This window comes from Shinella lacus (genome assembly GCF_010994755.1).
GTDB lineage: Bacteria > Pseudomonadota > Alphaproteobacteria > Rhizobiales > Rhizobiaceae > Shinella > Shinella lacus.
In genome coordinates, this window is record NZ_WHSB02000001.1 from 237,108 (window position 1) to 258,997 (window position 21,890).

Annotated in this window: 20 protein-coding genes; 5 read left to right on the plus strand and 15 right to left on the minus strand. The window is 65.0% G+C overall.

The window, feature by feature from the left end:
* Positions 1–10: 10 nt before the first annotated feature.
* From GB927_RS01065 to GB927_RS01080, 4 genes are read right to left on the minus strand one after another with little or no spacing between them, the layout of a single operon-like run.
* On the minus strand, positions 11–1,711 hold the full coding sequence (locus GB927_RS01065) for a methylmalonyl-CoA mutase family protein (RefSeq protein WP_256114649.1): 1,701 nt from the start codon (positions 1,709–1,711) through the stop codon (positions 11–13).
* Positions 1,708–2,697 (minus strand): methylmalonyl Co-A mutase-associated GTPase MeaB, encoded by a 990-nt coding sequence (meaB, locus tag GB927_RS01070; RefSeq protein WP_256114650.1) that lies wholly within the window; start codon positions 2,695–2,697, stop codon positions 1,708–1,710. The genes GB927_RS01065 and meaB overlap by 4 nt, the downstream gene beginning before the upstream one ends.
* Complete coding sequence (locus GB927_RS01075; RefSeq protein ID WP_256114651.1) at positions 2,694–3,140, minus strand: cobalamin B12-binding domain-containing protein; 447 nt, start codon at positions 3,138–3,140, stop codon at positions 2,694–2,696. The genes meaB and GB927_RS01075 overlap by 4 nt, the downstream gene beginning before the upstream one ends.
* 13 nt (positions 3,141–3,153) lie before the next feature.
* Entirely contained in the window at positions 3,154–4,491 is a 1,338-nt protein-coding gene (locus GB927_RS01080) for an aspartate aminotransferase family protein (protein WP_256114652.1), read from the minus strand.
* 92 nt (positions 4,492–4,583) lie between these two features.
* On the opposite strand from GB927_RS01080, the gene GB927_RS01085 reads away from it, so the two are divergent.
* A complete protein-coding gene (locus GB927_RS01085) occupies positions 4,584–5,441 on the plus strand; it encodes a LysR family transcriptional regulator (protein WP_256114653.1) in 858 nt (285 codons plus the stop codon).
* A 45-nt stretch (positions 5,442–5,486) separates the two neighbouring features.
* Here GB927_RS01085 and GB927_RS01090 read toward each other — a convergent pair whose 3' ends face one another.
* The 3 genes from GB927_RS01090 to GB927_RS01100 all read right to left on the minus strand — a co-directional run bounded on the left by GB927_RS01090 (position 5,487) and on the right by GB927_RS01100 (position 8,778).
* A complete protein-coding gene (locus GB927_RS01090) occupies positions 5,487–6,605 on the minus strand; it encodes a branched-chain amino acid ABC transporter substrate-binding protein (protein WP_256114655.1) in 1,119 nt (372 codons plus the stop codon).
* A 189-nt stretch (positions 6,606–6,794) separates the two neighbouring features.
* Positions 6,795–7,985 (minus strand): acetyl-CoA C-acyltransferase, encoded by a 1,191-nt coding sequence (locus GB927_RS01095; RefSeq protein ID WP_256114656.1) that lies wholly within the window; start codon positions 7,983–7,985, stop codon positions 6,795–6,797.
* Between the two features lie 25 nt (positions 7,986–8,010).
* The gene (locus tag GB927_RS01100; RefSeq protein ID WP_256114657.1) at positions 8,011–8,778 is read right to left on the minus strand and encodes a 3-hydroxyacyl-CoA dehydrogenase; all 768 of its coding nucleotides are present in this window, start codon (positions 8,776–8,778) and stop codon (positions 8,011–8,013) included.
* Positions 8,779–8,897: 119 nt separating this feature from the next.
* Here GB927_RS01100 and GB927_RS01105 point away from each other — a divergent pair, with 119 nt between their 5' ends.
* Both GB927_RS01105 and GB927_RS01110 read left to right on the plus strand, forming a co-directional pair.
* Complete coding sequence (locus tag GB927_RS01105; protein ID WP_256114658.1) at positions 8,898–9,899, plus strand: AraC family transcriptional regulator; 1,002 nt, start codon at positions 8,898–8,900, stop codon at positions 9,897–9,899.
* A 105-nt stretch (positions 9,900–10,004) separates the two neighbouring features.
* Entirely contained in the window at positions 10,005–10,451 is a 447-nt protein-coding gene (locus GB927_RS01110; protein ID WP_256114659.1) for a VOC family protein, read from the plus strand.
* 50 nt (positions 10,452–10,501) lie between these two features.
* Here the strand turns inward: GB927_RS01110 and GB927_RS01115 are convergent, their stop codons facing one another.
* The gene (locus tag GB927_RS01115; RefSeq protein WP_256114660.1) at positions 10,502–11,659 is read right to left on the minus strand and encodes a serine hydrolase domain-containing protein; all 1,158 of its coding nucleotides are present in this window, start codon (positions 11,657–11,659) and stop codon (positions 10,502–10,504) included.
* 78 nt (positions 11,660–11,737) lie between these two features.
* Between GB927_RS01115 and GB927_RS01120 the strand changes: the two genes are divergently transcribed.
* Together GB927_RS01120 and GB927_RS01125 are read left to right on the plus strand one after the other, a co-directional pair.
* Positions 11,738–12,613 carry an AraC family transcriptional regulator gene (locus GB927_RS01120; protein WP_256114662.1) on the plus strand — a complete coding sequence of 292 codons (876 nt, stop codon included), beginning with the start codon at positions 11,738–11,740 and terminating at the stop codon, positions 12,611–12,613.
* A 75-nt stretch (positions 12,614–12,688) separates the two neighbouring features.
* On the plus strand, positions 12,689–13,570 hold the full coding sequence (locus GB927_RS01125) for a PhzF family phenazine biosynthesis protein (protein ID WP_256114664.1): 882 nt from the start codon (positions 12,689–12,691) through the stop codon (positions 13,568–13,570).
* Positions 13,571–13,577: 7 nt separating this feature from the next.
* Here the strand turns inward: GB927_RS01125 and GB927_RS01130 are convergent, their stop codons facing one another.
* The 7 genes from GB927_RS01130 to GB927_RS01160 form a co-directional block, all read right to left on the minus strand.
* Positions 13,578–14,186 (minus strand): TerC family protein, encoded by a 609-nt coding sequence (locus GB927_RS01130; RefSeq protein ID WP_256114665.1) that lies wholly within the window; start codon positions 14,184–14,186, stop codon positions 13,578–13,580.
* A 215-nt stretch (positions 14,187–14,401) separates the two neighbouring features.
* Entirely contained in the window at positions 14,402–15,142 is a 741-nt protein-coding gene (locus tag GB927_RS01135) for an SDR family NAD(P)-dependent oxidoreductase (protein ID WP_256114667.1), read from the minus strand.
* 62 nt (positions 15,143–15,204) lie between these two features.
* Positions 15,205–16,176, minus strand: a complete 972-nt coding sequence (locus GB927_RS01140; RefSeq protein ID WP_256114668.1) for a substrate-binding domain-containing protein — start codon at positions 16,174–16,176, stop codon at positions 15,205–15,207.
* Between the two features lie 37 nt (positions 16,177–16,213).
* Positions 16,214–17,200, minus strand: coding sequence for an ABC transporter permease (locus GB927_RS01145; protein ID WP_256114669.1), 987 nt, complete (start codon positions 17,198–17,200; stop codon positions 16,214–16,216).
* Positions 17,190–18,722 (minus strand): sugar ABC transporter ATP-binding protein, encoded by a 1,533-nt coding sequence (locus tag GB927_RS01150; RefSeq protein ID WP_256114670.1) that lies wholly within the window; start codon positions 18,720–18,722, stop codon positions 17,190–17,192. The genes GB927_RS01145 and GB927_RS01150 overlap by 11 nt, the downstream gene beginning before the upstream one ends.
* Positions 18,723–18,749: 27 nt before the next feature.
* Complete coding sequence (locus GB927_RS01155; RefSeq protein ID WP_256114671.1) at positions 18,750–19,529, minus strand: SDR family NAD(P)-dependent oxidoreductase; 780 nt, start codon at positions 19,527–19,529, stop codon at positions 18,750–18,752.
* Between the two features lie 172 nt (positions 19,530–19,701).
* Positions 19,702–21,606: a sigma-54-dependent Fis family transcriptional regulator gene (locus GB927_RS01160; RefSeq protein ID WP_256114672.1), complete on the minus strand. Its 1,905-nt coding sequence runs from the start codon at positions 21,604–21,606 to the stop codon at positions 19,702–19,704.
* Positions 21,607–21,890 lie beyond the last annotated feature (284 nt).

Consider the following 21,890-nt stretch of genomic DNA (forward strand, 5'->3'; position numbering starts at 1 on the left):
GTCCGCCTCCTCACACGATCATCGGTTCGTCATAGGAACCCCAGACCTCGCGCAGCGCGCTGCAGATCTCGCCGAGCGTCGCCTTGGCCTTCACCAGTTCGATGGTCGTGGGCAGCAGGTTGACGTCGTCCGAGCGGGCCTGCTCGACGAGTTCCGCCATCAGCGATTTGATGCGCGCATCGTCCCGGTTCGCCCGGATGATCTTCAGGCGGTCGATCTGCAACTGGGTGCAATGGTCGTCATAGGGGTGGATGTGCACGTCCGCCGTGCTGCTCGCCTCGTCGGCGAACTTGTTGACACCGACGGAAATCTTCTCGCCGGAATCGATCTTCTTGAAGGTCGCATAGGCGGAATCCGCGAGCTTCTGCTGGAACCACCCCTCCTCGACCAGCTGGATCGCGCCACCGCGTTCCTGCACCTCGTCGAGCATCTTCCACATCTCGGTCTCCATGTCCTTCGTCAGGCGCTCGATGAAATAGGAGCCGCCGAGGGGATCGATGACCGAGGTCACGTTGATTTCTTCGCGGATGATCTGCTGGGTGCGGATGGCGAGCTTCATCGCCTCTTCGGTCGGGATGGCGAAGGCTTCGTCGAGGCCGTTGGTGTGCATGCTCTGGCAGCCGCCGAGCACGGCACCGAGTGCCTGGATGGCCGTGCGCATGAGGTTGTTGTGGTGCTCGACCTTGGTGAGGCTCATGGCCGCCGTCTGCACATGCACGCGCAGGCGCATGGATTCCGGCTTTTTCGCGTTGAAGCGTTCGGCCATGATCTTGGCATAGACGCGGCGTGCGGCGCGGAACTTGCAGATCTGCTCGAAAAAATCCTGGTGGCTGATGAAGAAGAACGACAGGCGCGGCGCGAAATCGTCGATATCCATGCCGGCCTTCGTCACCTCCTCGCAATAGGAGATGGTGAAGGCCATGGTGAAGGCGATTTCCTGCAGCGCATTGCCGCCGACATCGGAGAGATGATAGCCGCTGAGGCTGACGGGATTGATCTTCGGCGTCGCCTTGGCGCTGTACATGATGAGGTCGCGCAGCAGGCGCACGGCCGGGCGGACCGGATAGATCCACTCCTTCTGCGCGACATATTCCTTCAAGGGATCGGCCTGCAAGGTGCCGGTCAGCTTGTGGAGATCCAGGCCGCGCTGCTCCGCCACCGCGACGAACATGGCATAGACGACCCAGGCCGAAGGGTTGATCGTCAGCGAGACCGAAATCTTTTCGAGGTCGATGCCGTCGAATAGCCGGTCGACATCCTCCATCGTGTCGATGGCGACGCCGACGCGGCCGACCTCGCCGAAGGCCATCGGATCATCGGAATCGAGGCCCAGCAGGGTCGGCAGGTCGAAATCCGTCGAAAGGCCGGTCTGGCCGGTCTGGATCATGTATTTGTAGCGCTGGTTGGTCGCTTCCGGATTGCCGAAGCCGGCGACCTGGCGGATGGTCCATGGCCGGCCGCGATACATCGTCGGATAGACGCCACGGGTGAACGGATAGGCGCCGGGGAAACCGAGTTCCTCGGCCGGAATGTCGGCCACGTCGGCGGCGGTATAGATCCGCTTTAGCGGAATGCCGCTTTCGGTCTCGTAGACGGCTTTTTCCTCCGGCCGGGTCTTCAGGAAGGCGGCAAGTGCGCCCTCCTCCCATTCCGCCTGGCTTTCGCGGATATTGTCGATCGCCTGCGTCGAAAACAGGGTGGTGTCGGTCATCGGATTTCCTCCCAACCCAGCAGGGCGCGCGCGGCGACCGACGGGTCCATCCGCCGTTCCGTCACGGCCCGGATATGCGTCTCGAGCGTTGCGGATTCCTGCTGGAATTTCTGCTGAAAAAGATGTCTTGCGGTGCCGAGGATGCGCGTCTTGCAGATGGCGCGCTGGCGCGCGGCGAGTTCGCCGGTATCATGCAGATGCGCCCAATGCGCGCCGATGGCGTCCTTCAGCTCGGCGATGCGCTCGCCCGAAACGGCGCTGACCGGCAGGACGGGCGATGTCCAGTGCGAGCCGGACCCGCCGCCGAGCGACAGCATGCCCTGGAGGGCGGAAACCGTCGCCGATGCCTCCGGCTTGTCGCATTTGCTGACGGCGTGGATGTCGGCGATTTCCAAAATGCCGGCCTTGATCGCCTGGATGTCGTCCCCGAGGCCGGGGGCGGAGAGCACCACGACGGTGTGGGCGGCGGTCACCACCTCCACCTCGTCCTGCCCCACCCCGACCGTCTCGATGATGATGGGCGAATATCCCGCCGCATCGAGCACGTCGACCGCCTGGAGTGTCGCACGCGTCAGCCCGCCGAGATGACCGCGGGTCGCCATGCTGCGCACGAAGGCGCCGCCGGCGGCGGCCGTCTCGCTCATGCGCACGCGATCACCGAGGATCGCGCCGCCGGAATAGGGGCTGCTCGGATCGACCGCTATGACGCCGACCTTGCGGCCTTCCGCGGCATAGGCCTTGATGAGGGCCGAGACGAGCGTCGACTTGCCGGCCCCCGGCACGCCAGTGATGCCGACGATATGGGCATTGCCGCCATGTTTGTAGAGTTCGGCGAGTGCTTCGGCGGCCTCGGGATAGCCTTCTTCGGCGCGCGAGATCATTCGGGCGATAGCGATCGCCCGCCCCGCCAGCACGTCCTTCACCAGCGCGGCGGAGGGCGTGTAGGTGCCGCGCTTTGCCGTTCGGGAATGCGTGACGATCGTCATATGCGACCACGGGCGGCGATGAGGCCTTCGATCGTCGTGACGATCAGGTCGGAGCGCGCCTCCTGCGGGACGATGGCATCGACGCCGCTTTCCAGGAGCGCGGCATAATCCTGCTCGGGGATGACGCCGCCGGCGACGACGAGCACATGCTCGGCGCCCTCCTCGCGCAGGCAGCGACACAGTTCGCGAAACAGCGGCACGTGGGAGCCGGAAAGCAGGCTGACGCCGATGACGTCGACGTCCTCCTGGATCGCGGCGTGCACGACATCCTTCGGCGTCTTGTAGAGGCCGGTATAGATGACCTCCATGCCCGCATCGCGCAGGATGCGGGCCACCACCTTGGCGCCCCGGTCATGGCCGTCAAGCCCGAGCTTGGCGACAAGCACGCGGATGGTTTCGGGGGCTTCGGCCGTTGCGGCATCGCCAAGGTTCGTTTCGGTCATCGGTTGTTTTTCCTCACTCTGCCGCAATGCCGGCAGGGCTTGCGCCGGCCGCCGATGCCGCCTCGATGGACTGGGCGATAATGCGCAGGCCGAGGTCGATCTCGTCTTCGGAAATCGTCAGCGGCGGCGCGATGCGGAACACACCGCCCATGCCGGGCAGCTTGACGATGTTCATGCTGAGGCCGCGGCGGAAGGCTTCCGCGGCGATGCGGCTGCCAAGCTCGTGATCGGAGCCGCCGCTGCCATCGGGCTTGACGATCTCGACGCCGAGCATCAGGCCGCGGCCGCGAACGTCGCCGACGCATTCGAAGCGCGACTTCAGCAGCGACAACCCCTCGAAAAGCCTGCCGCCGATATGGCGCGCGCGCTCGACGAGCCCTTCCTCCTCGACGACATCGAGCACGGCCAGCCCGATTGCCGCCGGCAGGGGATCAGAGACATGCGTGGTGTAGAAGAGGTAGCCCCGCTCATGCGCCGTGTCCTCGATCTCCGCGGTCGTCATGACCGCCGAAAGCGGCAGGCCGGCGCCGATCGTCTTGGAAAGCGTCAGGATATCCGGCGTCACGCCGTCGCGCTGGAAAGCGAACATGGTGCCCGTGCGGCCGACGCCGGTCTGCGCTTCGTCGAGGATGAGAAGCATACCACGCTCGCGGCATTTTTCCTTCAGCGCGGCGAGATAGCCGAGCGGCAGTTCCAAGAGGCCGCCACTCGACAGGATCGGCTCGGCGATGAAGGCGGCGAGGCTGCCGACCGACTGGCTGTCGATCAGCCCGAACGCGTCGTCGAGCTCCGTCTTCCAGTCGAGGCTGCCATCCGCATGGCGAAAGCGCGGGCGAAAGGTGTTTGGCGCGGGAATGGTCAGCGAGCCGACCATGGCGGGGCCGTAGCCCTTGCGGCCGGCGCTGTAGGTCGCCGAGCTCGCCGCGCCCGTCATGCCGTGCCAGCTCTTGGAGAAGGCGACGATCTCGTGCCGGCCGGTGACGAGCTTGGCCATGCGGATGGCCGCTTCGTTCGATTCCGCACCCGTCGACAGCAGCATGACCCGGTCGAGGCCCGGCGCCAGCGCCGCCAGGCGCTCGGCGAGTTCCACCACGGGGCGCGACAGCATGCCGGAGAAGAGATGCGCGACCTTCGCCATCTGGCGCTGCACGGCCGTGACGATCTTCGGATGGGAATGGCCGAGCAGCGCGCTCATCTGGCCGGATGTGAAGTCGAGGATCGGCCGGTTGTCCGCGTCATAGACGAAGGAGCCCTCGGCGCGCTCAATGATGGCGGGGTCGAAACTGCCGCCGTAGCGGATGAGATGCTTGCGTGCGGCTGCCCAGAAGGCGGGATCCTGATTGTTTGACATGTGAGCCTCCAATGTCTGTGAAAAAACGGTAGCCGCTAGCGCCATCTGTGTAAAATTGATAGTTCTTGGATTCGGATATAAGGAAAACTGATATGCATGGTCCGCTCGATCTCCGCCTGCTCATCACCTTCGTGCACGCCGCCCATTCCGGCTCGCTGAGCGCCACGGCGGCGCAGGTCGGGCGCACGCAATCGGCGGTGACGATGCAGATGCAGCGGCTGGAGGAGACGCTTGGCCAAAACCTGCTGCACCGCAGCGGCAGCGGGGTCCGGCTGACGGGCAGCGGCGAAAGGTTCCTCGCCTATGCCGAGCGCATCCTGAAAATGCACGACGAAGCGGTCTCCGCCTTTTCGGACAAGGGCCTGCACGGCTCCATCGTCTTCGGCAGCCCGGAAGATTACCTGCTGTCCTTCTTCCCGATGCTCCTCAAGAGTTTCGGCACGCGCTATCCGGATGTCGAGATCAAGGTCGTCTCGGCGCCGACCGCCGAACTGCGGGGGCTGCTGCAATCGCGCAAGGTCGATCTGGCGCTGGTTTCGACACCCAATCTGAACGACGTCGACAATGTCGTGCGCACCGAACCCCTCGTCTGGGTCGGCAGCAAGCCGACGCTCGAACTGCACGATTTCGGCGACACGGTGCCGCTGGCGCTGCCGGCATCGAACGCCATGGACCACCGTGCGGCCTGCGAGGCGATGGCGCGGGCGGGCCTGCGCTACAAGATCTCCTATGCCAGCAACAGCCTTGCCGGGCTGATCGGCCTTGCCCGCTCCGGCCTCGCCATCTGCGTCATGACGCAGGAGGCGGTGCCGCCCGACCTGCACATCCTCAATGCGCCGCTGCCGCACCTGCCACATCTCGGCATGCTGATCGTCTTCGCGGAAGGCGACCGCTCGCCCGCCGTCACCACCTTTGCCGATCACATCCGCGCGACGCTGCCCACGCTTTAATGGGCTGCGGCGAGACCTCTCCCGCCGCAGCCGTCGGAGCAACCCCTATTTCTCGAAATAGGTTGGCTTGCCGTCCTCGCCCTTTTTCCATTCGTAGATGACATAGTCCGGGCGCGTGATGTCGCCCTTGGCGTCATAGCCGATCTCGCCCAGCGCCGTGGCCCAGGGTCCGCCCGCCTTGATGGTTTCGGCGACCTTCTGTGCGTCCTCGGCCGAGCCGGTCTTCTCGATGGCGGCGGCGACGATCTGCACGGCGATGTAGGAATAGAGCGTATAGGCCTCCGGCTCGAAGCCCGCGGCACGGAAGTTTTCGACCACCTCTTTCGCCGTCGGGTTGCGGCGCGGATCGGGAGCGAAGGTGTTCAGCGTGCCGATCACCGCATCGCCGGCGATCTGCGCCAGTTCGCTCGACACCATGCCGTCACCGGAAAACAGCGTAGCCTTCAGCCCCTGGTCGGCGGATTGGCGCATGATCAGGCCGGCCTCCGTATGCAGACCGCCGAAGTAGATCAGCGTCACGCCGGCATCCTTCATCTTGGCGATGAGCGCCGAAAAATCCTTCTCGCCGCTGGTAATGCCTTCATAGAGCACGTCGCCGATGCCGTGTTCCTTCAGCGTCTGGCGCGCCACGTCGACGAGCCCCTGACCATAGGGTGTCTTGTCGTGCACGATGGCGATCTTGGCATCCTTGAAGTTCGCGGCGATATATTCGCCCGCGACCTTGCCCTGCTGGTCGTCGCGCCCACAGGTGCGGAAGGTATTCCACAGGCCGCGCTCGGTGAATTGCGGGTTGGTCGAAGCGGGCGTGATCTGCAGCACGCCGTTTTCCGCATAGACTTCCGAAGCCGGGATCGAGACGCCCGAGTTGAAATGGCCGACGACATAGTGGATGCCGTCGGCGACGAACTTGTTGGCGACGGAAATGCCCTGCTTGGGGTCGGACACGTCATCGCCGATGACGACCTTCAACTGCTCGCCAAGCACGCCGCCAGCGGCGTTGATGTTGGCGACGGCCTGTTCCGCGCCCTTGACGAACTGCGCGCCGAAGGCCGCGTTCGGGCCGGTGATGGGACCGGCGACACCGATCAGGATATCGGCCCGGGCATGGGCGCTGAACATCGCGACCGATGTCAGGACCACGGAGGACAAGAGTAGTTTCTTCATGTGATGCGCTCCCAGTATGGCTGCGGGCGTTGATGAAGCTTTCTGCGGCGCCCACGGATAGACGCAGAAAGCCATCCGGCGCGCGCAAAGCGCGCCGGGTTTCCGTCCCGATAATGTTGGACGGTGTGTTGTCGCCGGTATGTGGTCCCTTGTTCTTGTTCCGCCGACCGTTCAGTGGATTTCGTCAGGTCAGGCGGGGATCTCCACCGCCACCGCCGTCGCCTCGCCACCGCCGATGCAGACGGATGCGACGCCGCGTTTCAGCCCCCGCAGGCGCAGCGCGTTGACGAGCGTGACGATCACCCGGGCGCCGGAAGCGCCGATCGGATGGCCAAGCGCGCAGGCGCCGCCGTTCACGTTCACCCGGTCCGGCGCGAGCCCCAGTTCCCGGATCGCCGCCATCGGCACGACCGCGAAGGCCTCGTTGATCTCGAAAAGGTCGATATCGCCGATTTCCCAGCCGACGCGCCGGCAGAGCGCCCGGATCGCGCCGATCGGCGCGGTCGGAAAGAGGTTGGGCGCGTCCGCATAGGTCGCGTGGCCGCGGATCAGCGCGAGCGGAGCGGTGCCCTGCCCCTCCGCCGCCGACCGGCGCATCAGCACGAGCGCCGCTGCGCCATCCGAAATCGAGGAAGCATTGGCGGCCGTCACCGTGCCGCCCTCGCGAAAAGCCGGCTTCAGCAGCGGGATCTTGTCGATCCGCGCCTTCTGCGGCTGCTCGTCCTGGCTGATGGTTCGCTGCTTGGTGCCCGAGCCGATGGTCAACGGCGCGATCTCGCCGGCAAAGCCACCCTCGGCGCCCGCCTTCTGCGCTTTCTCCAGCGACGCGATGGCGTAGTCGTCCTGCGCGTTGCGGCTGAACTGGTAGGCCTCGGCACAGTCCTCCGCAAAGGTGCCCATCAGCCGCCCCTTGTCATAGGCATCCTCCAGGCCATCGAGGAACATATGGTCGAGCGTCCGCTGGTGTCCCATGCGATAGCCCTGCCGCGCGCGGTCGAGCAGGTAGGGGGCGTTGCTCATGCTCTCCATGCCGCCCGCAACCACGATGGCAGCGGAGCCTGCCTGGATCAGGTCATGGGCCAGCATGGCGGCCTTCATGCCCGAGCCACACATCTTGTTGACGGTCGTGGCACCCACGCCGAACGGAATGCCGGCGCCGATGGCCGCCTGGCGGGCCGGCGCCTGGCCGAGCCCCGCCGTGAGCACGCAGCCGAACACGACTTCTCCGACATCAGCCGCGGCGATCCCGCCGCGCGCAAGGGCAGCGCCTATGGCGGCAGCGCCGAGCTCGGGTGCGGAAAGATCCTTCAAATCGCCCTGGAAACCGCCGAGCGGGGTTCGGGCCTGGCCGACGACGACCACCGGGTCCTGATTGTTCATGCGATCCTCCTTCCCATGGCCGGCCTCACCGCGGCGCCATGCGCAATGCTCCATCGAGGCGGATGACCTCGCCGTTGAGCATCGTATTCTCACAGATATGTTTTACCAGCGCGGCATATTCCGCCGGCCGGCCGAGACGCGGCGGAAAGGGCACGCTTGCGGCCAGCGTGTCCTGCACATCCTGCGACATGCCGGCCATCATCGGCGTCTCGAAAATGCCGGGCGCAATGGTCACCACGCGAATGCCGAAGCGCGCAAGCTCGCGCGCCACCGGCAGCGTCATCGCGGCCACCCCACCCTTCGAGGCCGCATAGGCGGCCTGGCCGATCTGCCCATCGAAAGCGGCAATCGACGCCGTGTTGACGATCACCCCGCGCTCGCCAAAACCGTCCGGCTCCTCCTCGGCCATGACCGCGGCCGCAAGCCGCACCATGTTGAACGTGCCGACCAGGTTGATGGTAACGGCGCGGGCAAAACTGTCCAGCCCGTGCGGACCGTTCTTGCCGAGGATCTTTTCGCCGGGCGCGATGCCGGCGCAATTGACCAGGCCGTGCACATGGCCGAATGCCTCTTTGGCGCAGGCCAGGGCGGCGCTGGCGTCAGCTTCGCTCGTCACGTCCGCCTGGCGAAACCGCACGTTTTCTCCGAGCTCCGCGGCCAGTGTCTCGCCGGCCGAAACATTCACATCGAGCCCCAGCACGCTTGCACCTTCCGCGGCCAGCATGCGCGTCACGGCAGCACCCAGCCCGGAACTGGCGCCCGTAACGACAAAGACGCGGCTCTTCAGTTCCATGCTTTCCTGCTCCCACCCGTTTCAGGCAGGATGATGCGGCGGCAAAATATGGTATGCAATGACCGAACATCGCAGTTTTGGTGATCGCTTTTGCCATAGTCGAGGATGGGACCGTCACCATGGAACGCCGCATGATCGCCCCGTGTTTCATGGACGACACGCTGGAATGCCTGCAACGTCACGGCGTGGCGGCGGAACCGCTGCTGGCCCAGGTCGGCCTGCCGCCCATCATCACCGGCCCCATTCCGGCCGAACAATACGGGGCGCTCTGGCATGCCGTGGCCCGCACCATGGACGATGAGTTCTTCGGCGAGGGCGCGCGCCCGATGCGCGCCGGCAGCTTTGCCCTGCTGTGCCACGCCATCCTGTCGACCGCGACACTCGAACATGCCCTGCGGCGCGCGCTCCGCTTCCTGCGGGTGGTGCTGGACGATCCGCATGGCGAACTGGTCGTGGAAAAGGGGCTGGCGCAGATCGTGCTGAAGGACAGCGGCGCCATGCGCTCGGCCTTTGCCTACCGCACCTTCTGGATCATCGTGCACGGCGTCAATTGCTGGCTGGTCGGGCGGCGAGTGCCGATCCGCTGGGTCGATTTCCGCTGCAGCGCACCGCCCACCGGCACCGATTATCGCCTGTTCTTCGGCGCGCCCGTACGCTTCGACCAGCCCGAGACGCGGCTCGTCTTCGATGCCGAATTCCTCAAGCTGCCGCCGATCCGCGACGAGCGCGCGCTGAAGGATTTTCTGCGCCATGCGCCGGCAAACATCCTCGTGCGCTATCGCCACGACCTCGGCCTTTCCGCAGCCATTCGGGAGCGGCTGCATGCCACACCGCCCGCCGCCTGGCCGAGTTTCGAAGTGCTGGCCCGCCGCATGCGCATTGCCGCGCCAAGCCTTCGGCGACGGCTGCGGCTGGAGGGCGAGACCTACCGGTCGATCAAGGACGATTTGCGTCGAGCGCTCGCCATGGAAGCGCTCACCGACGGCAGCACGAACGTCGCCGAACTCGCCGCAGACCTCGGTTTTTCCGAGCCGAGCGCCTTTTATCGCGCCTTTCGCAAGTGGACCGGCAAATCCCCGGCCCTGTTCCGGCGCGGCTTTCAGAGAAGTTCGGCCGGGTAAACCATTTGGCGGGTTGACTTGGCCATCCATTTACGTTGATATCAACGTCACCTTACGGCAGGCTATTTTACATGTGAACAAAACATCGACAACGAGGAGCCGACCATGAAAATCGTGACCAGCCTGAGCTTCCAGGGACAATGCCGCGAAGCCTTCGAATTCTACGCCAAGGTGCTTGGCGGCAAGATCACCGCGGCCATGGAATATGGCGACGCGCCGCCGGACATGCCGATCAGCGACCCCAAATACAAGACCTGGCTGATGCACTGCTGGCTCGACGTCGGCGACCAGGCGCTGATGGGCGCCGACATGGACGTCGCCTGGGCGCCCAATGTCGACAAGCCCAAGAACGGCTTCGACGTCACGCTGCACACCACCGACAAGGCCGAGGCCAAGCGCTGGTTCGACGAACTCTCCGAAGGGGGCAAGGCGATCATGCCGTTTTCCGAGACCTTCTGGTCGCCCGGCTTCGGCTCGCTCGTCGACAAGTTCGGCGTGCCGTGGATGATCAACAGCATCCCCTCGGGCGACTGGCAGCCGGGCCAAGCCTAACCGGTCAAACCTCCACAACTGCCGCCTGCCTGAAGCCGGCGGCAGTTTTTTCACGCAGCCGCGCAGACCGCCTGAAACAGCGACAGGCACAACCGGTCGCATTCCTCGTCCACTGGCAACGGTTGCGAGGACAGCTTGGCGATGACCACGCCGGCGGACGGATCGACGTAGAGCCATTGGCCATGCACGCCGATCGCGGCGAAGGCCCCGCTCGGATATCCCGTCTGATACCATTGATTGCGATAGCGTCCGTCGGGAAGCCAGAAATTGCCACCTGCCAGCCAGGCCTCAGCACTGCCGCCGGTCCTTGTCGTGTCGTCGATCCAGGCTTCCGGCAGCACCTGTTCCCCGGTCTGCGATCGCCCGCCATTGCGCATCATCTCGCCGACGCGCGCGAGATCGCCTGCCGTCATCGATATGCCGCCGGCCGCGCGTGGCGCCCCGGCCCCATCGACCGTGATCGACGCGTCCTGCGTAGCACCCATCGGTTTCCACAGCCGCGCCGAGGCGAAATCCGCATAACGCTGCCCGCAGGCCCGCTCGACCACCAGGCCGAGCATGTCAGAGTTTGGCGACTTGTAGGAGACCGCGCCGCCATGGTCGCCCGGGCCTTTTTTCAACGAAGCCAAGAAACCCACGAGATCGAGCGACGGCTGGCGCGCCTCGGCCGGATGCCAGAGAACGGCCCGGCGATAGCGGCCGTAATTGCCCACAGTGTCGAGATAGTCCTCGTCGAAATCGAGCGTGATGCGCATGTCCAGCAGATGGCGCACGGTGGCATCCGCGTAGACCGAGCCAGCAATCTCCGGGACATAAAGAGAAACGGGTGCCTCCGGATCGAGCATCCCGTCGCCCTCAGCAAGACCGGCCAAGAGACCCGTGATCGACTTGCTGATCGAAAACACGATATGCTGGTCTTGCGGGCCGAAATCGGCTGCGTAATAGTCGGCGATCACACGGCCATGTTTCATGACGACGAGGGCATCCGTGGAACTGCGCAGCAGCGCCGCGGCATGTGTCGCCAGAATGCCGAGCGGGTCGCCGACCGCCTCGTCCGCCGCACGAGCCGACGCTCGGATGCGCATCGAGGGGACCAGTTCGCCGACATTGCGAAAGGCCCAGACGTTGCAGGGCGCCTGCCGCCAGTTGTCCAGTCGCACGGTATCGCGTTCGAAGCCGTATCGGGCGGCAAATGAAGATGGGGGCATTGTGTCTGACGTCCTCGATCACGCATATCTCATTCTCGACCGGCCTTTCGAAGGCCTGCCGGATGCACGGAGACAACCATGCTGCGATCCCTTGAGCAACTGCGAAAACCGAGCGACGCGGCATCGCTGATCGCCGCGGATGACGAGCATATGGCGCTCATCGGCGGCGGAAAGGACTATGCCGTGCCGTGGCACTGGCACGACGGATACATGGTCATGATCCCGAGCAGCGGCGTGATCGAACTCTCGCACGAGGGCCAGCCGCACGGCCTCTGGCTGTCGCAGGATCGCTTCATCTTGGTTCCGCCGGAGCGCGCTCACACGACCCGCGCCGGCCTGGGCGCCAGCGCGCATATCGCGCTCTATGCGGCGCCTGACGCGTTGCTGCGGCTGGTCGATACGATCGGCTCGCGCGCGGCGTTCCGCCGGCGCGCCGGCGTGCCCGTGCAGATCGCCCGGACGTCGGCCATTCGCGCCATCCAGGCCCTGCTCACGCGCAAAGATCTCGGAGAATCAAACAGTTCCGTTCGAAGAAAGCTGTCCTCCGCCTTGCTAACGCAATGCCTCATGGACGTCTTTTCCGGCAAGCCGCTCTCCGCCGCCACCCCGCAGAACCATGGGGCCGCGCTGGTGGAAGACATCACATCTTTCGTCCGCCTTCACGCGGAGCGCGACCTTCCACTCGACCAGCTTGCGCAGCATTTCGGGGTGTCCCGGCGCCACCTGACACGGCTGTTTCGGGACGCGGCCGGCCGGTCGATCGGGCAGTTCCAGCAGGAGGTGCGCATTGAAAATGCGGTCCGTCTTCTGCAGGAGACGGACCTGCCCATCGGCGAAATCGCCTACAGGATCGGCTTCGAAAGCAGCGCGGCACTGGCGCGTGCGATGCGGCACCTGCTCGACCGATCCCCCTCGGATGTGCGGTCCGGTGTGGCCCGTTCGGTCAAGGCGTAAGGCCCGCCGGGCATGCCACCGCTGCGGCATTCCCCCTATCCTGGCCCCGTCACGATCCGGCCGGAGGAACAATACATGTTTGAGAATCGCGATCTTCATTTCGTCAGCGTCTTCTACGGTGGCCCGAACGGCGGCAATCCGGCGCCGATCGTGCTCGACGCGGACGGCATGTCCGATGCCGACATGCAGCAGGTCGCGCGCGCCTTCGGCCATGAAAGCGGTTTCGTCATCAGCCCGCCGGCCGGCGCGGACTACGATCTAGCACTTCGCTTCTGGGTGCCGAACCATGAAATGTCCATGTGCGGCCACGCCACCGTCGGCGCCATCTGGCTGCTCCAGCATCTCGGACGGCTGGAGAAGGACCACCTCGACATCCTGACGAAAAGCGGCCGGGTGCAGGCACGAATTCTGGATGCCGAATCCGTCGAGATTTCGCAGCCGGCAGGCACGATCGAGCCTGTGCCGAGCGACGACATAGCCGAAATCCTGAGCGTGCTCGGCATCGCGGAAAGGCACCTCGCGCCCTTCCCCATCCAGAACGCCTGCACGAGTAGGGTGAAAACGCTGGTGCCTCTGGCAAGCCCCGACATTCTGGACAACCTCCAGCCCGACTACACGCGGGTCGAGGCGATCTGCACGAGGATCGGCTCCACGGGCCTCTATCCCTACGCCGCGGTCGACCGCGCCGAACAGGTCTTTGATGCCCGCCAGTTCCCGCAGTCGTCAGGCTATCCCGAAGACGCGGCGACGGGGATCGCGGCGGCGGCGCTCTCCTTCGGCTTGCTGGCAAACGGGCTGGTGGAGGCCTCCCCCCGCACCATCACCATCCGCCAGGGCCGGGCGATGTTCCGCCCTTCCGAAATCTCGGTCCGCTTCAACGTCGACCACGGCCAAGCGACCGGCTGCTGGCTGGGCGGCCGGGTGCGCATGGACGGTGGCGAAGCCACCGCCGCATGAGGCTTTGTCAAGGCGAGAGATATGGCATCACTTCCACGGCGCCGCGATAGATCATGTCGAGCGAGACGTAGAGGATGATCGCGAGACCGACATAGGCGATCCAGCGGTGCTTGTTGAGCAGGCGGGCGATGAAGTTCGCCGCGATGCCCATCAGCGCGATGGAGAGCGCAAGGCCGACGATCAGCACGCTTGGATGTTCACGCGCGGCACCGGCGACGGCGAGCACGTTGTCCAGCGACATGGAGACGTCAGCGACGACGATCTGCGTCGCGGCCTGGAAGAAGGTTTTTCGCGGGGCGCCTTCGACGTTCACGCCCTCATCGCCATTGTGGCCGGCATGCAGTTCGCGCCACATCTTCCAGCAGACCCAGAGCAGCAGCAGGCCACCGGCGAGAAGAAGCCCGATGATCGCCAGCAGGTGCACGGCCACCGTGGCAAACGCGATGCGCAGCAATGTAGCGGCGATGATGCCGACGAGGATCGCCTTCTTGCGCTGCGCGGGCTCCAGCCCCGCCGCCGCAAGGCCGATGACCACGGCGTTGTCGCCAGCGAGAACCAGATCGATTGCAATGACCTGCAAAAGCGCCGTCAGACCGGCTGATGTAAATATATCCATGCGTCCCCACCCTCAGATATGCATCGACTGCCGGGTAAGCGACTCGGGTTTCTCTTGTCCGAGCGACTCCTCAGCCTCTTGCGATCAGTACAGTGTCGGGTTCGCGTTTTGCAAGGTCCAGCATTGTGGTGGGCAACAGGCCGCGGCTTGGGCCCAGGGGGAAATCCGCGGGCGCATGCCGCGGATCCTCCGCCTTCATCAAGGTTGCCCGCCACTCACACCGCGGTAAAGCCGCCATCAACCGTCATTTCCGACCCGGTCATGTAGGACGCACCATCGGAGAGCAGGAAGGCGACCGCCTCCGAGACTTCGCGCGGCTGGCCAATCCGGCCCATCACCGTGACGCCGACCAGCATCTCGTGTTTGCTCGGATCGGCCTCGTATTCCGCGGTCATCGGCGTGGAGATCGTGCCGGGATGCACGGAATTGACACGGATTCCGAACTTTGCGTAATCGACGGCGACGCCCTTGGTGAGAAGGCGGATCGCGCCCTTGGTGGCGCAATAGGCGCTCATGCCTTCCATGTTCGCCACATGGCCGGAAATCGAGGACACGTTGACGATCGAGCCGCCGGCCTTCATGGCGGGACGGACATGTTTGCAGCCGAGGAAGGTGCCCTTCACGTTGATGTCGAACAGGGCGTTCCAGTCGGCCATGTCGATGTCGGTGATCGTCTTGCGGATGAGGATGCCCGCATTGTTCACGAGCCCGTCGATCCTGCCGTGCTCCGCCATCGCCCATTCGACGCAGGCTTTCCACTGTTCTTCGTCGGTGACGTCGAGCGTGCGGAAATGGGCCTTGCCGCCTGCCGCGACGATGTCCTGAGCGACGGTTTCGCCGCGCCTGTCCATGTCGGTGATCAGCACCGTCGCGCCGCGCTCGGCAAAGAGCCGCGCATGCGCCTCGCCCATGCCCTTGGCACCGCCGGTGATGAGAATGATCTTGTCTTTCAACATTGTATAAGCTCCGCAATCCTGGCCGGGATCGACCGGGAGTGTCCTCCCGGTCGCGCTGATGGTCATTTCTTCAGGAATTTGTCGGCATTGGCCGGGGTGATCTCGATCCACGGCACGTCATATTGCTTGGCGGTGCCGCCGGCCCATGTCATGTCGCCCTGCCAGATATCGGCCTTCGGCTCGTAGCTCTCGCCGACGACCGCGCGCAAGGCGAGGTCGAGTGCGCCCTGCCCCTCGTGATGGGCCGACTTGAACAGCGTGAACAGCCCGTGCGACTTCACGGCGCGGATGCCGTCCTGGATGCCGTCGATCGCCACCACCTTCACCTTGGCCGTGTCGAGCCCCTTGCCCTCGATCGCCTGGATCGCGCCGAGCGCCATCTCGTCGTTCTCGGCGATCACGCCGTTGACCGCATCGCCGTAGAGCGAGAGCCAGTTCTCCATCACCGCCAATCCCTCGGCGCGCGACCAGTTGGCGGTCTTCGAGGCGAGCAGTTTAAGCTCCGGGTTCTTTGCCAGCACGCCGTCGATGCCTTCGCGGCGCAGGAGCTGCGGGGAGTTGCCGATCGGGCCTTCCAGGATCACGACATTGCCCGCGCCCTTCAGTTCGCTTGCCATGCGCTCCGCGATGATGCGGCCGCCATCGACGTCGTTGGTGCCGATATAGGCGAACATCTGGTCCGAATTAGCCTTCGTCACCGCGCCGATGACCGGGATGCCGGCCGCGGCGGCGCGCGCCACGGGTGCGGTCGCCGCCTCGGAATCGATCGGCGAGAAAATGATGGCGTCGACCCGCTGGGTGATCAGCGTGTCCATCTGGTTGCTCTGGACGGAGGCGTCGAAGCGGCCGTCGAGAACGGTGATCTTGACCGTGCCGTCCTTGACGAGCGGATGCTGCTCGATCTCGTTGACGAAGGTCGACATATATTCCGGCAGGCCGAAGGGCATCAGCGCGATGCGGTATTCGGACCATGCGGACTGCGTCGACATCAGCGTCAACGCGGCTGCCATGAGGGCGAGTTTCTTCAGTTTCACAGACATATCCTCCCGAGGTTCTGTGGTTGGTAGAAGTCTAGCGGCGGCGCCCGACATCGAGCAGGACGGCGCCGACGATGATCAGGCCCTTGACGACCTGCTGGTAGTAGGAAGAAATTCCCAAGAGATCCAAACCGTTGTTGATGGTGCCGATGATCAGCGCGCCGAAGACGGTGCCGATCAGCGTGCCCTTGCCGCCGGAAAGACTTGTGCCGCCGATCACCACGGCCGCGATGGCGTCGAGTTCATAGGCGATGCCGGCCTGCGGCAGGGCGGCGGTCGAGCGGGCGGTGAGGATGACGCCGGCAAGCGAGGCGAGCACGCCGGAGACGATGTAGGTGAGTGCGGTGACGCGGCGGGTGCGCACGCCGTTGGTGATCGCCGCCCGCTCGTTGCCGCCGACGGCATAGACGTGGCGGCCGAACACTGTGTAGCGCAGCACGAACCAGCAGACCGCGAAGACCACCGCGAGGGCGACGATCGGCACCGGAATGCCGAGCACCGCCCCGTTGCCGAACCACAGGAACGGCTGCGACAGGTTCGAGATCGGCCGGCCATCCGTGTAGATGAAGGTCAGGCCGCGTGCGGCACTCAGCATGCCGAGCGTCACGACGAAGGCCGGGATGCGCAGATAGGCGGTGAGCGCGCCGTTGACGAGACCGGCGACGAACCCGGTGGCGAGGCTTGCCAGCAGCGCCACGCCGATGAACGAATGGTCGGGCGTCACCGAAAAGCTCGCGGCCACCGCGCCGCAGAGCGCCATGACCGACCCGACGGACAGATCGATGCCGCCGGCGAGGATGACATAGGTGACGCCGATCGCCAGGATACCGTTGATGGCCGTCTGGCGGATGATGTTCGTCCAGTTGTTCCAGGTCAGGAAGAACTCGCTCGACAGCGTGAGCACGACGCACAGCAGCACGAAGACGATCAGGATGCCCTGGTTCTGCAGGATATTGCGGGCGGTCGCGCCGAATTGCGACAGGGCCGGATTGCCCGGCTTACGAAGACTTTCACTGTTCATGGACATTTTCCTCCCCCTCCTCGAGGCTGAGGCTCAAGGATGCCTCGTGCAAAAGCGTGCGCTGGTCGGACTGGGCGGCGCGCACGAAGCGCTTCAGCCGACCCTTCTTGAAGATCGCGATGGAGCCGCAGAGCTGCAGCAGTTCCGGCGCCTCGGAGGAACAGACGAGCACCGCGCCGCCGCCCGCCGCAAAGTCCCGCAAGAGCTGGTAAATCTCCTGCTTGGCGCCCTCGTCGATGCCGCGGGTGGGCTCGTCGCAGATCAGCACCTTCGGCTGCGAGGCGAGGCAGCGCGCCACCACCACCTTCTGCTGGTTGCCGCCGCTCAAGGCCGCGACCTTGAGACCGTCGCCGCTGGCGCGCACCGAAAGCCGCTTGATCATGCCGGCGCTCAGCACCTTTTCCCGACCGCGCGCGATCATGCCGAACCGCGCCAGGCTGCCGAGCACGGGCATCGAGATGTTGTGCCGGATCGAGGCTTCGAGATTGAGCCCGGTGTCCTTGCGGTCCTCGGTCACCATGGCCATGCCGGCGGCGATCGCCCGGTCCGGGCGCTGGGGCGGCAGGACGGTGCCGCAGAGCCGCACCACGCCTTCGTTGCGCGCGCCAATACCGTAGACGGCGTTCAGGAATTCGCTGCGGCCCGAGCCCATCAGGCCGTAGATGCCGGTGATCTCGCCGGCGCGCAGACGGAGGCTGATGTCGTGGAATTGCTGGCGGTGCGACAGGTGCTCCACGTCGAGCAGGATCGGCGCGTCATCGGCCTTCGCCCCCGCGGCTTCACTGCGCGTCGGCATCTCGTGGCCGATGATCAGCTCCACCAAGTGACGCCGGTCGATCTCGGTCATGTTGCCGCTGGTGATGTAGCGGCCGTCGCGGAAGATCGTGTAGCGATTAGCGATCTCGAAAAGCTCTTCGAGCCGGTGGCTGACATAGATGACGCCGACGCCGCTGGCGGTAAGGCGCCGGATGGCATCGAACAGGATCTGCGTCTCATGCTCGCCGATGGCCGAGGTCGGCTCGTCCATGATGAGGATGCGCGCATTGCGGCTGATGGCGCGCGCGATCTCGACGAGCTGGGTCTGCGCCAGCGAGAGCTGCGCCATCTTTCGCGCCGCATCGACGTCGAAATGCAGCTCCGCCAGAAGTTGACGCGCATTGCGCAGCATCGCCGCATGATCGACGAGCCCTCCGCCGCGCCGGGGTTCCCGGCCGAGAAAGATATTCTCGGCCGCGGTCATGTCGGGCACCGGCGAAAGCTCCTGCGTGATGATGGCGATGCTTTCGGCAAGCGCATCGGCAGGCGAGCGGAAATTGACCTCCCGGCCGTGGATGCGCACCGTTCCCTCGTCCCTCTGGAGCAGGCCCATGAGGATGTTCAGGAAGGTTGATTTTCCTGCGCCATTGCCGCCGCACAGCGCCAGCACCTCACCGGGGGCGAGCGTGATCTCGCCGTTGACGAGAGCCGGCACGCCGTCGAAGGATTTGGAGACGCCGCGCGCCTCCACCAGGTATTGGGTCATGGCAAGCCTCCGCTCGGCCAGAGAGGATCAGCTCGCGAGATAACCGCCGTCGATGACCAGCTCGCTGCCGGTCATGTAGGAGGACTCGTCGGAAGCGAGGAAAAGCACGCCGTTGGCGATCTCTTCGGCCTTGGCAGGACGGCCAAGCAGGGACGGCCCAAGCAGCGCCTTGGTAGCGACCGGGTCGTTGACGATGTCCTTCGACAGGTGGGTGATCGTCAGGCTCGGATGCACCGAGTTGACCCGGATGCCATCCTTGGCCACTTCCGTCGCCGTGGCCTTGGTCAGCAGGCGCACCGCGCCCTTGGAGGCGACATAGGCGACCGCGTCGGGGAAGCCGACGATGCCCCAGTTCGAGCTGATATTGACGATCGAGCCGCCGCCGGCCTTGCGCATTAGCGGGATTGCGGCGCGCGACCCGAGGAACACGCCCTTGGCGTTGATCGAAAAGGTCCTGTCCCAGGCGACGCTGTCGGTGTTTTCCGTCGTGCCGGAAAGGTAGATGCCGGCATTGTTGATCAGGATATCGGCCTTGCCGAATTTTTCCGCGACGGATTTCTGGAGCTTCGCCCAGTCTTCCTCGGAGGCGACGTCGAGGACGTGGAACTCCGCCGTGCCGCCGGCCGCTTCAATGTCCGCGACGACCTTTTCACCGTCTTCCCGGTTGATGTCGGTGACAATAACCGTCGCTCCTTCGGCCGCGAGCCGGAGCGAGAATGCCCGCCCCATGCCGAGCGCGCCGCCCGTTACGATCGCCACCTTGCCCTCGACGCGGCCCTGAGATGCGGTTTGACCTTTGTTCGACATCGGATGCTCCTCCTTGCTTTCCTGACGATGATCGCCAGCCTCGCAAAAGAAGGAGCAGGAAGCGTGCCAACTTATAAAACTATGTTATTTCAGCTACTTACTAAAAATACCCGTGTCGCAGCCCTTGGACGCAGCGACAGGGGCGTGTCACATCTGCGACACGCCCTGCGCCTCACGGCGCGGACGCCATGCGGATCAGGCCGAGCGCGGAAATCCGGCGATGCAACGTCGCGCGCGAGATGCCGAGCCGCTGGGCGGCAAGCTTGACGTTCCAGCCGCTCTGCTGCAACGCCAGCTCGATGATCTGGCGTTCATTGCCGGTCACATCGGCCGGGCCGCCGGCGCTATCCGACTTGAAGGGCGGCGGGAGATCGCGAAGCGAGATCGTCGCCGTTTCCGCCAGCGTCGCCGCGAAGCGGGCCACATGTTTCAGCTCCCGGATGTTGCCGGGCCACTGGTAGGCGAGCAGGATTTTCAGCACCGCCGGATCGATGCGCGCATCGGGAATGCCGGCCTCGGCGGCCTCGCGCAGCAGGAAACGCTCGATGACGAGGTGCCGGTCGGACCGCGCCCGCAGCGGCGGCACGCTCAAGGTCGCGCCACTGAGCCGGTAGAACAGGTCCTGCCGGAAGCGCCCTTCCTCGACGAGCTTCGGAATGTCGTGCAGGCTCGCCGAAATCAGCGAGAACTGCACCTTCGTGTGCTCGGTCGCACCGAGCGCGACGAACTCCCCGTCAGACAGCACCTGCAACAGGCGCGTCTGGAGCGCCAGCGGCATGTCGCCGATCTCGTCGAGAAACAGCGTGCCGCCATCGGCTTCGGCGATCCGCCCTTTCGAGCCCTGTTTGGAAGCGCCGGTGAAGGCACCGGGACGATAGCCGAACAGCTCGCTTTCGATGAGTTCCGGGGGAATGGCGGCGCAGTTGATGGAAACGAACGGCCCCTTGGACCATGCGCTCGCCTGGTGCAGCGCCTTGGCGAGCGCCGTCTTGCCGGAGCCGGTCTCGCCTTGCAACAGCACGGGCAGGCGGCGATCGACGAGCTTCTGCATGCGCCCGATCTGGAGCGCCATCGCCGGATCGTCGCCGACCAGCAGCTTCATGTCCGGCGCCTGCACCGCCGCCTTGGGCAGCACGCGCGACGCCGTTGCTGCCAGCGCCGGCCGCTTGTCGGATTCGGCAAGGCGGATGAAGAACCGGTTGCCGTTCACCTCGATCTCCGCGGACTCCGCGCTCGAAAAGACGTTGCGGCCAGCACCTGTGACGTCGAACAGCGACTGGCCGATCAAGGACGTGTTCTTGCGCGACAGGAAGCGCAGCACATCCGGCGTGGCATCGACGATGCGGCCTGAGGAATCGAGCGCCATGCGCATCTCGACGCCGACATCGGAAAAATCCTCGTATTGCGAGACGCGCAGCAGGTCGCGGCCCGTGTGGCAGCGCGAGAAGAAGCGGTTCTCGATGCGACGTGCGGCGCGGCGAACGACCTCGCTAACGATCGACTGCACCGAATGGTCGCTTGGCCGCGCGGTGCTGACGTTGAGGGCGGCGGCCACCTTGCCGCCACCGCCGAAGATCGGCGCGACGGTACAGCTGAAATCGACGAGGCGCTCGTCGAAATGGTTGTCCATGACGATGGAGACGGGCTTTGCCTCGGCAAGGCAGGTGCCGATGCCGTTGGTGCCCTGCAACTCCTCCGACCAGACCGCGCCGAGGATCAGGCCGGAATCGGCGCACTTGCCTGCCGACGGGTTTTGCGAGCGGAACAGCACCGTGACGCCGCGGCCATCCGTCAGCGAGACGATATAGTCATGCGCCACGAAACGGGTAAACAACCGCTCCACTTCCGGCATCGCGACCGCGATGAGGTCCTCCACTCGCTCCTGGTAGCTTTTCAGCTCCGTCTGCGTGACGACGGTCGGGAAGGCCACCTTGTACGGGTCGAGGCCGTATTGTTCGACGCAGCGCTCCCAGGAGGCGACGACGCGCGACAGATGCGGCTGGTTGGCGCCCTGCAACCGCGCCGACTGGCCGAGCGCGGAGATGACCGTGTGCGAATGGTTTGTCGTGGCAGTCATGGTTACGTCCTCCCGACGCCCTCAACCGGATAATGTTCGGCGTGGTTCCTTACGCGCGAATTGTCGCCGTCCCGCCCGCGACGTCAACAGCACGTCCTTGTGAAACCGATAGCACGAAGCCGCCGCTTCTGTCATTTCGCGCAATGCTCATAGAGCCCGCCCGCGCCTGCAACACCAGGCTGTCGCAGCCGTGTCGCACTGCGACAGTTTCCTGGCTCGCAAGCCCCCGTTTTCCGGTGCACGCCCAACTGGCATGGAAACTGCTGTGCTTCTGGCGAAGCACA

Coding starts and splice junctions, on each gene's coding strand:
- GB927_RS01110 (WP_256114659.1), top strand. CDS start 10,005: ATGAAAATCGTGACCAGCCTGAGCTTCCAGGGACAATGCCGCGAAGCC.
- GB927_RS01145 (WP_256114669.1), bottom strand. CDS start 17,200: ATGAACAGTGAAAGTCTTCGTAAGCCGGGCAATCCGGCCCTGTCGCAA.
- GB927_RS01100 (WP_256114657.1), bottom strand. CDS start 8,778: ATGGAACTGAAGAGCCGCGTCTTTGTCGTTACGGGCGCCAGTTCCGGG.
- GB927_RS01065 (WP_256114649.1), bottom strand. CDS start 1,711: ATGACCGACACCACCCTGTTTTCGACGCAGGCGATCGACAATATCCGC.
- GB927_RS01125 (WP_256114664.1), top strand. CDS start 12,689: ATGTTTGAGAATCGCGATCTTCATTTCGTCAGCGTCTTCTACGGTGGC.
- meaB (WP_256114650.1), bottom strand. CDS start 2,697: ATGACGATCGTCACGCATTCCCGAACGGCAAAGCGCGGCACCTACACG.
- GB927_RS01075 (WP_256114651.1), bottom strand. CDS start 3,140: ATGACCGAAACGAACCTTGGCGATGCCGCAACGGCCGAAGCCCCCGAA.
- GB927_RS01150 (WP_256114670.1), bottom strand. CDS start 18,722: ATGACCCAATACCTGGTGGAGGCGCGCGGCGTCTCCAAATCCTTCGAC.
- GB927_RS01095 (WP_256114656.1), bottom strand. CDS start 7,985: ATGAACAATCAGGACCCGGTGGTCGTCGTCGGCCAGGCCCGAACCCCG.
- GB927_RS01130 (WP_256114665.1), bottom strand. CDS start 14,186: ATGGATATATTTACATCAGCCGGTCTGACGGCGCTTTTGCAGGTCATT.
- GB927_RS01105 (WP_256114658.1), top strand. CDS start 8,898: ATGGAACGCCGCATGATCGCCCCGTGTTTCATGGACGACACGCTGGAA.
- GB927_RS01160 (WP_256114672.1), bottom strand. CDS start 21,606: ATGACTGCCACGACAAACCATTCGCACACGGTCATCTCCGCGCTCGGC.
- GB927_RS01120 (WP_256114662.1), top strand. CDS start 11,738: ATGCTGCGATCCCTTGAGCAACTGCGAAAACCGAGCGACGCGGCATCG.
- GB927_RS01135 (WP_256114667.1), bottom strand. CDS start 15,142: ATGTTGAAAGACAAGATCATTCTCATCACCGGCGGTGCCAAGGGCATG.
- GB927_RS01080 (WP_256114652.1), bottom strand. CDS start 4,491: ATGTCAAACAATCAGGATCCCGCCTTCTGGGCAGCCGCACGCAAGCAT.
- GB927_RS01085 (WP_256114653.1), top strand. CDS start 4,584: ATGCATGGTCCGCTCGATCTCCGCCTGCTCATCACCTTCGTGCACGCC.
- GB927_RS01090 (WP_256114655.1), bottom strand. CDS start 6,605: ATGAAGAAACTACTCTTGTCCTCCGTGGTCCTGACATCGGTCGCGATG.
- GB927_RS01115 (WP_256114660.1), bottom strand. CDS start 11,659: ATGCCCCCATCTTCATTTGCCGCCCGATACGGCTTCGAACGCGATACC.
- GB927_RS01155 (WP_256114671.1), bottom strand. CDS start 19,529: ATGTCGAACAAAGGTCAAACCGCATCTCAGGGCCGCGTCGAGGGCAAG.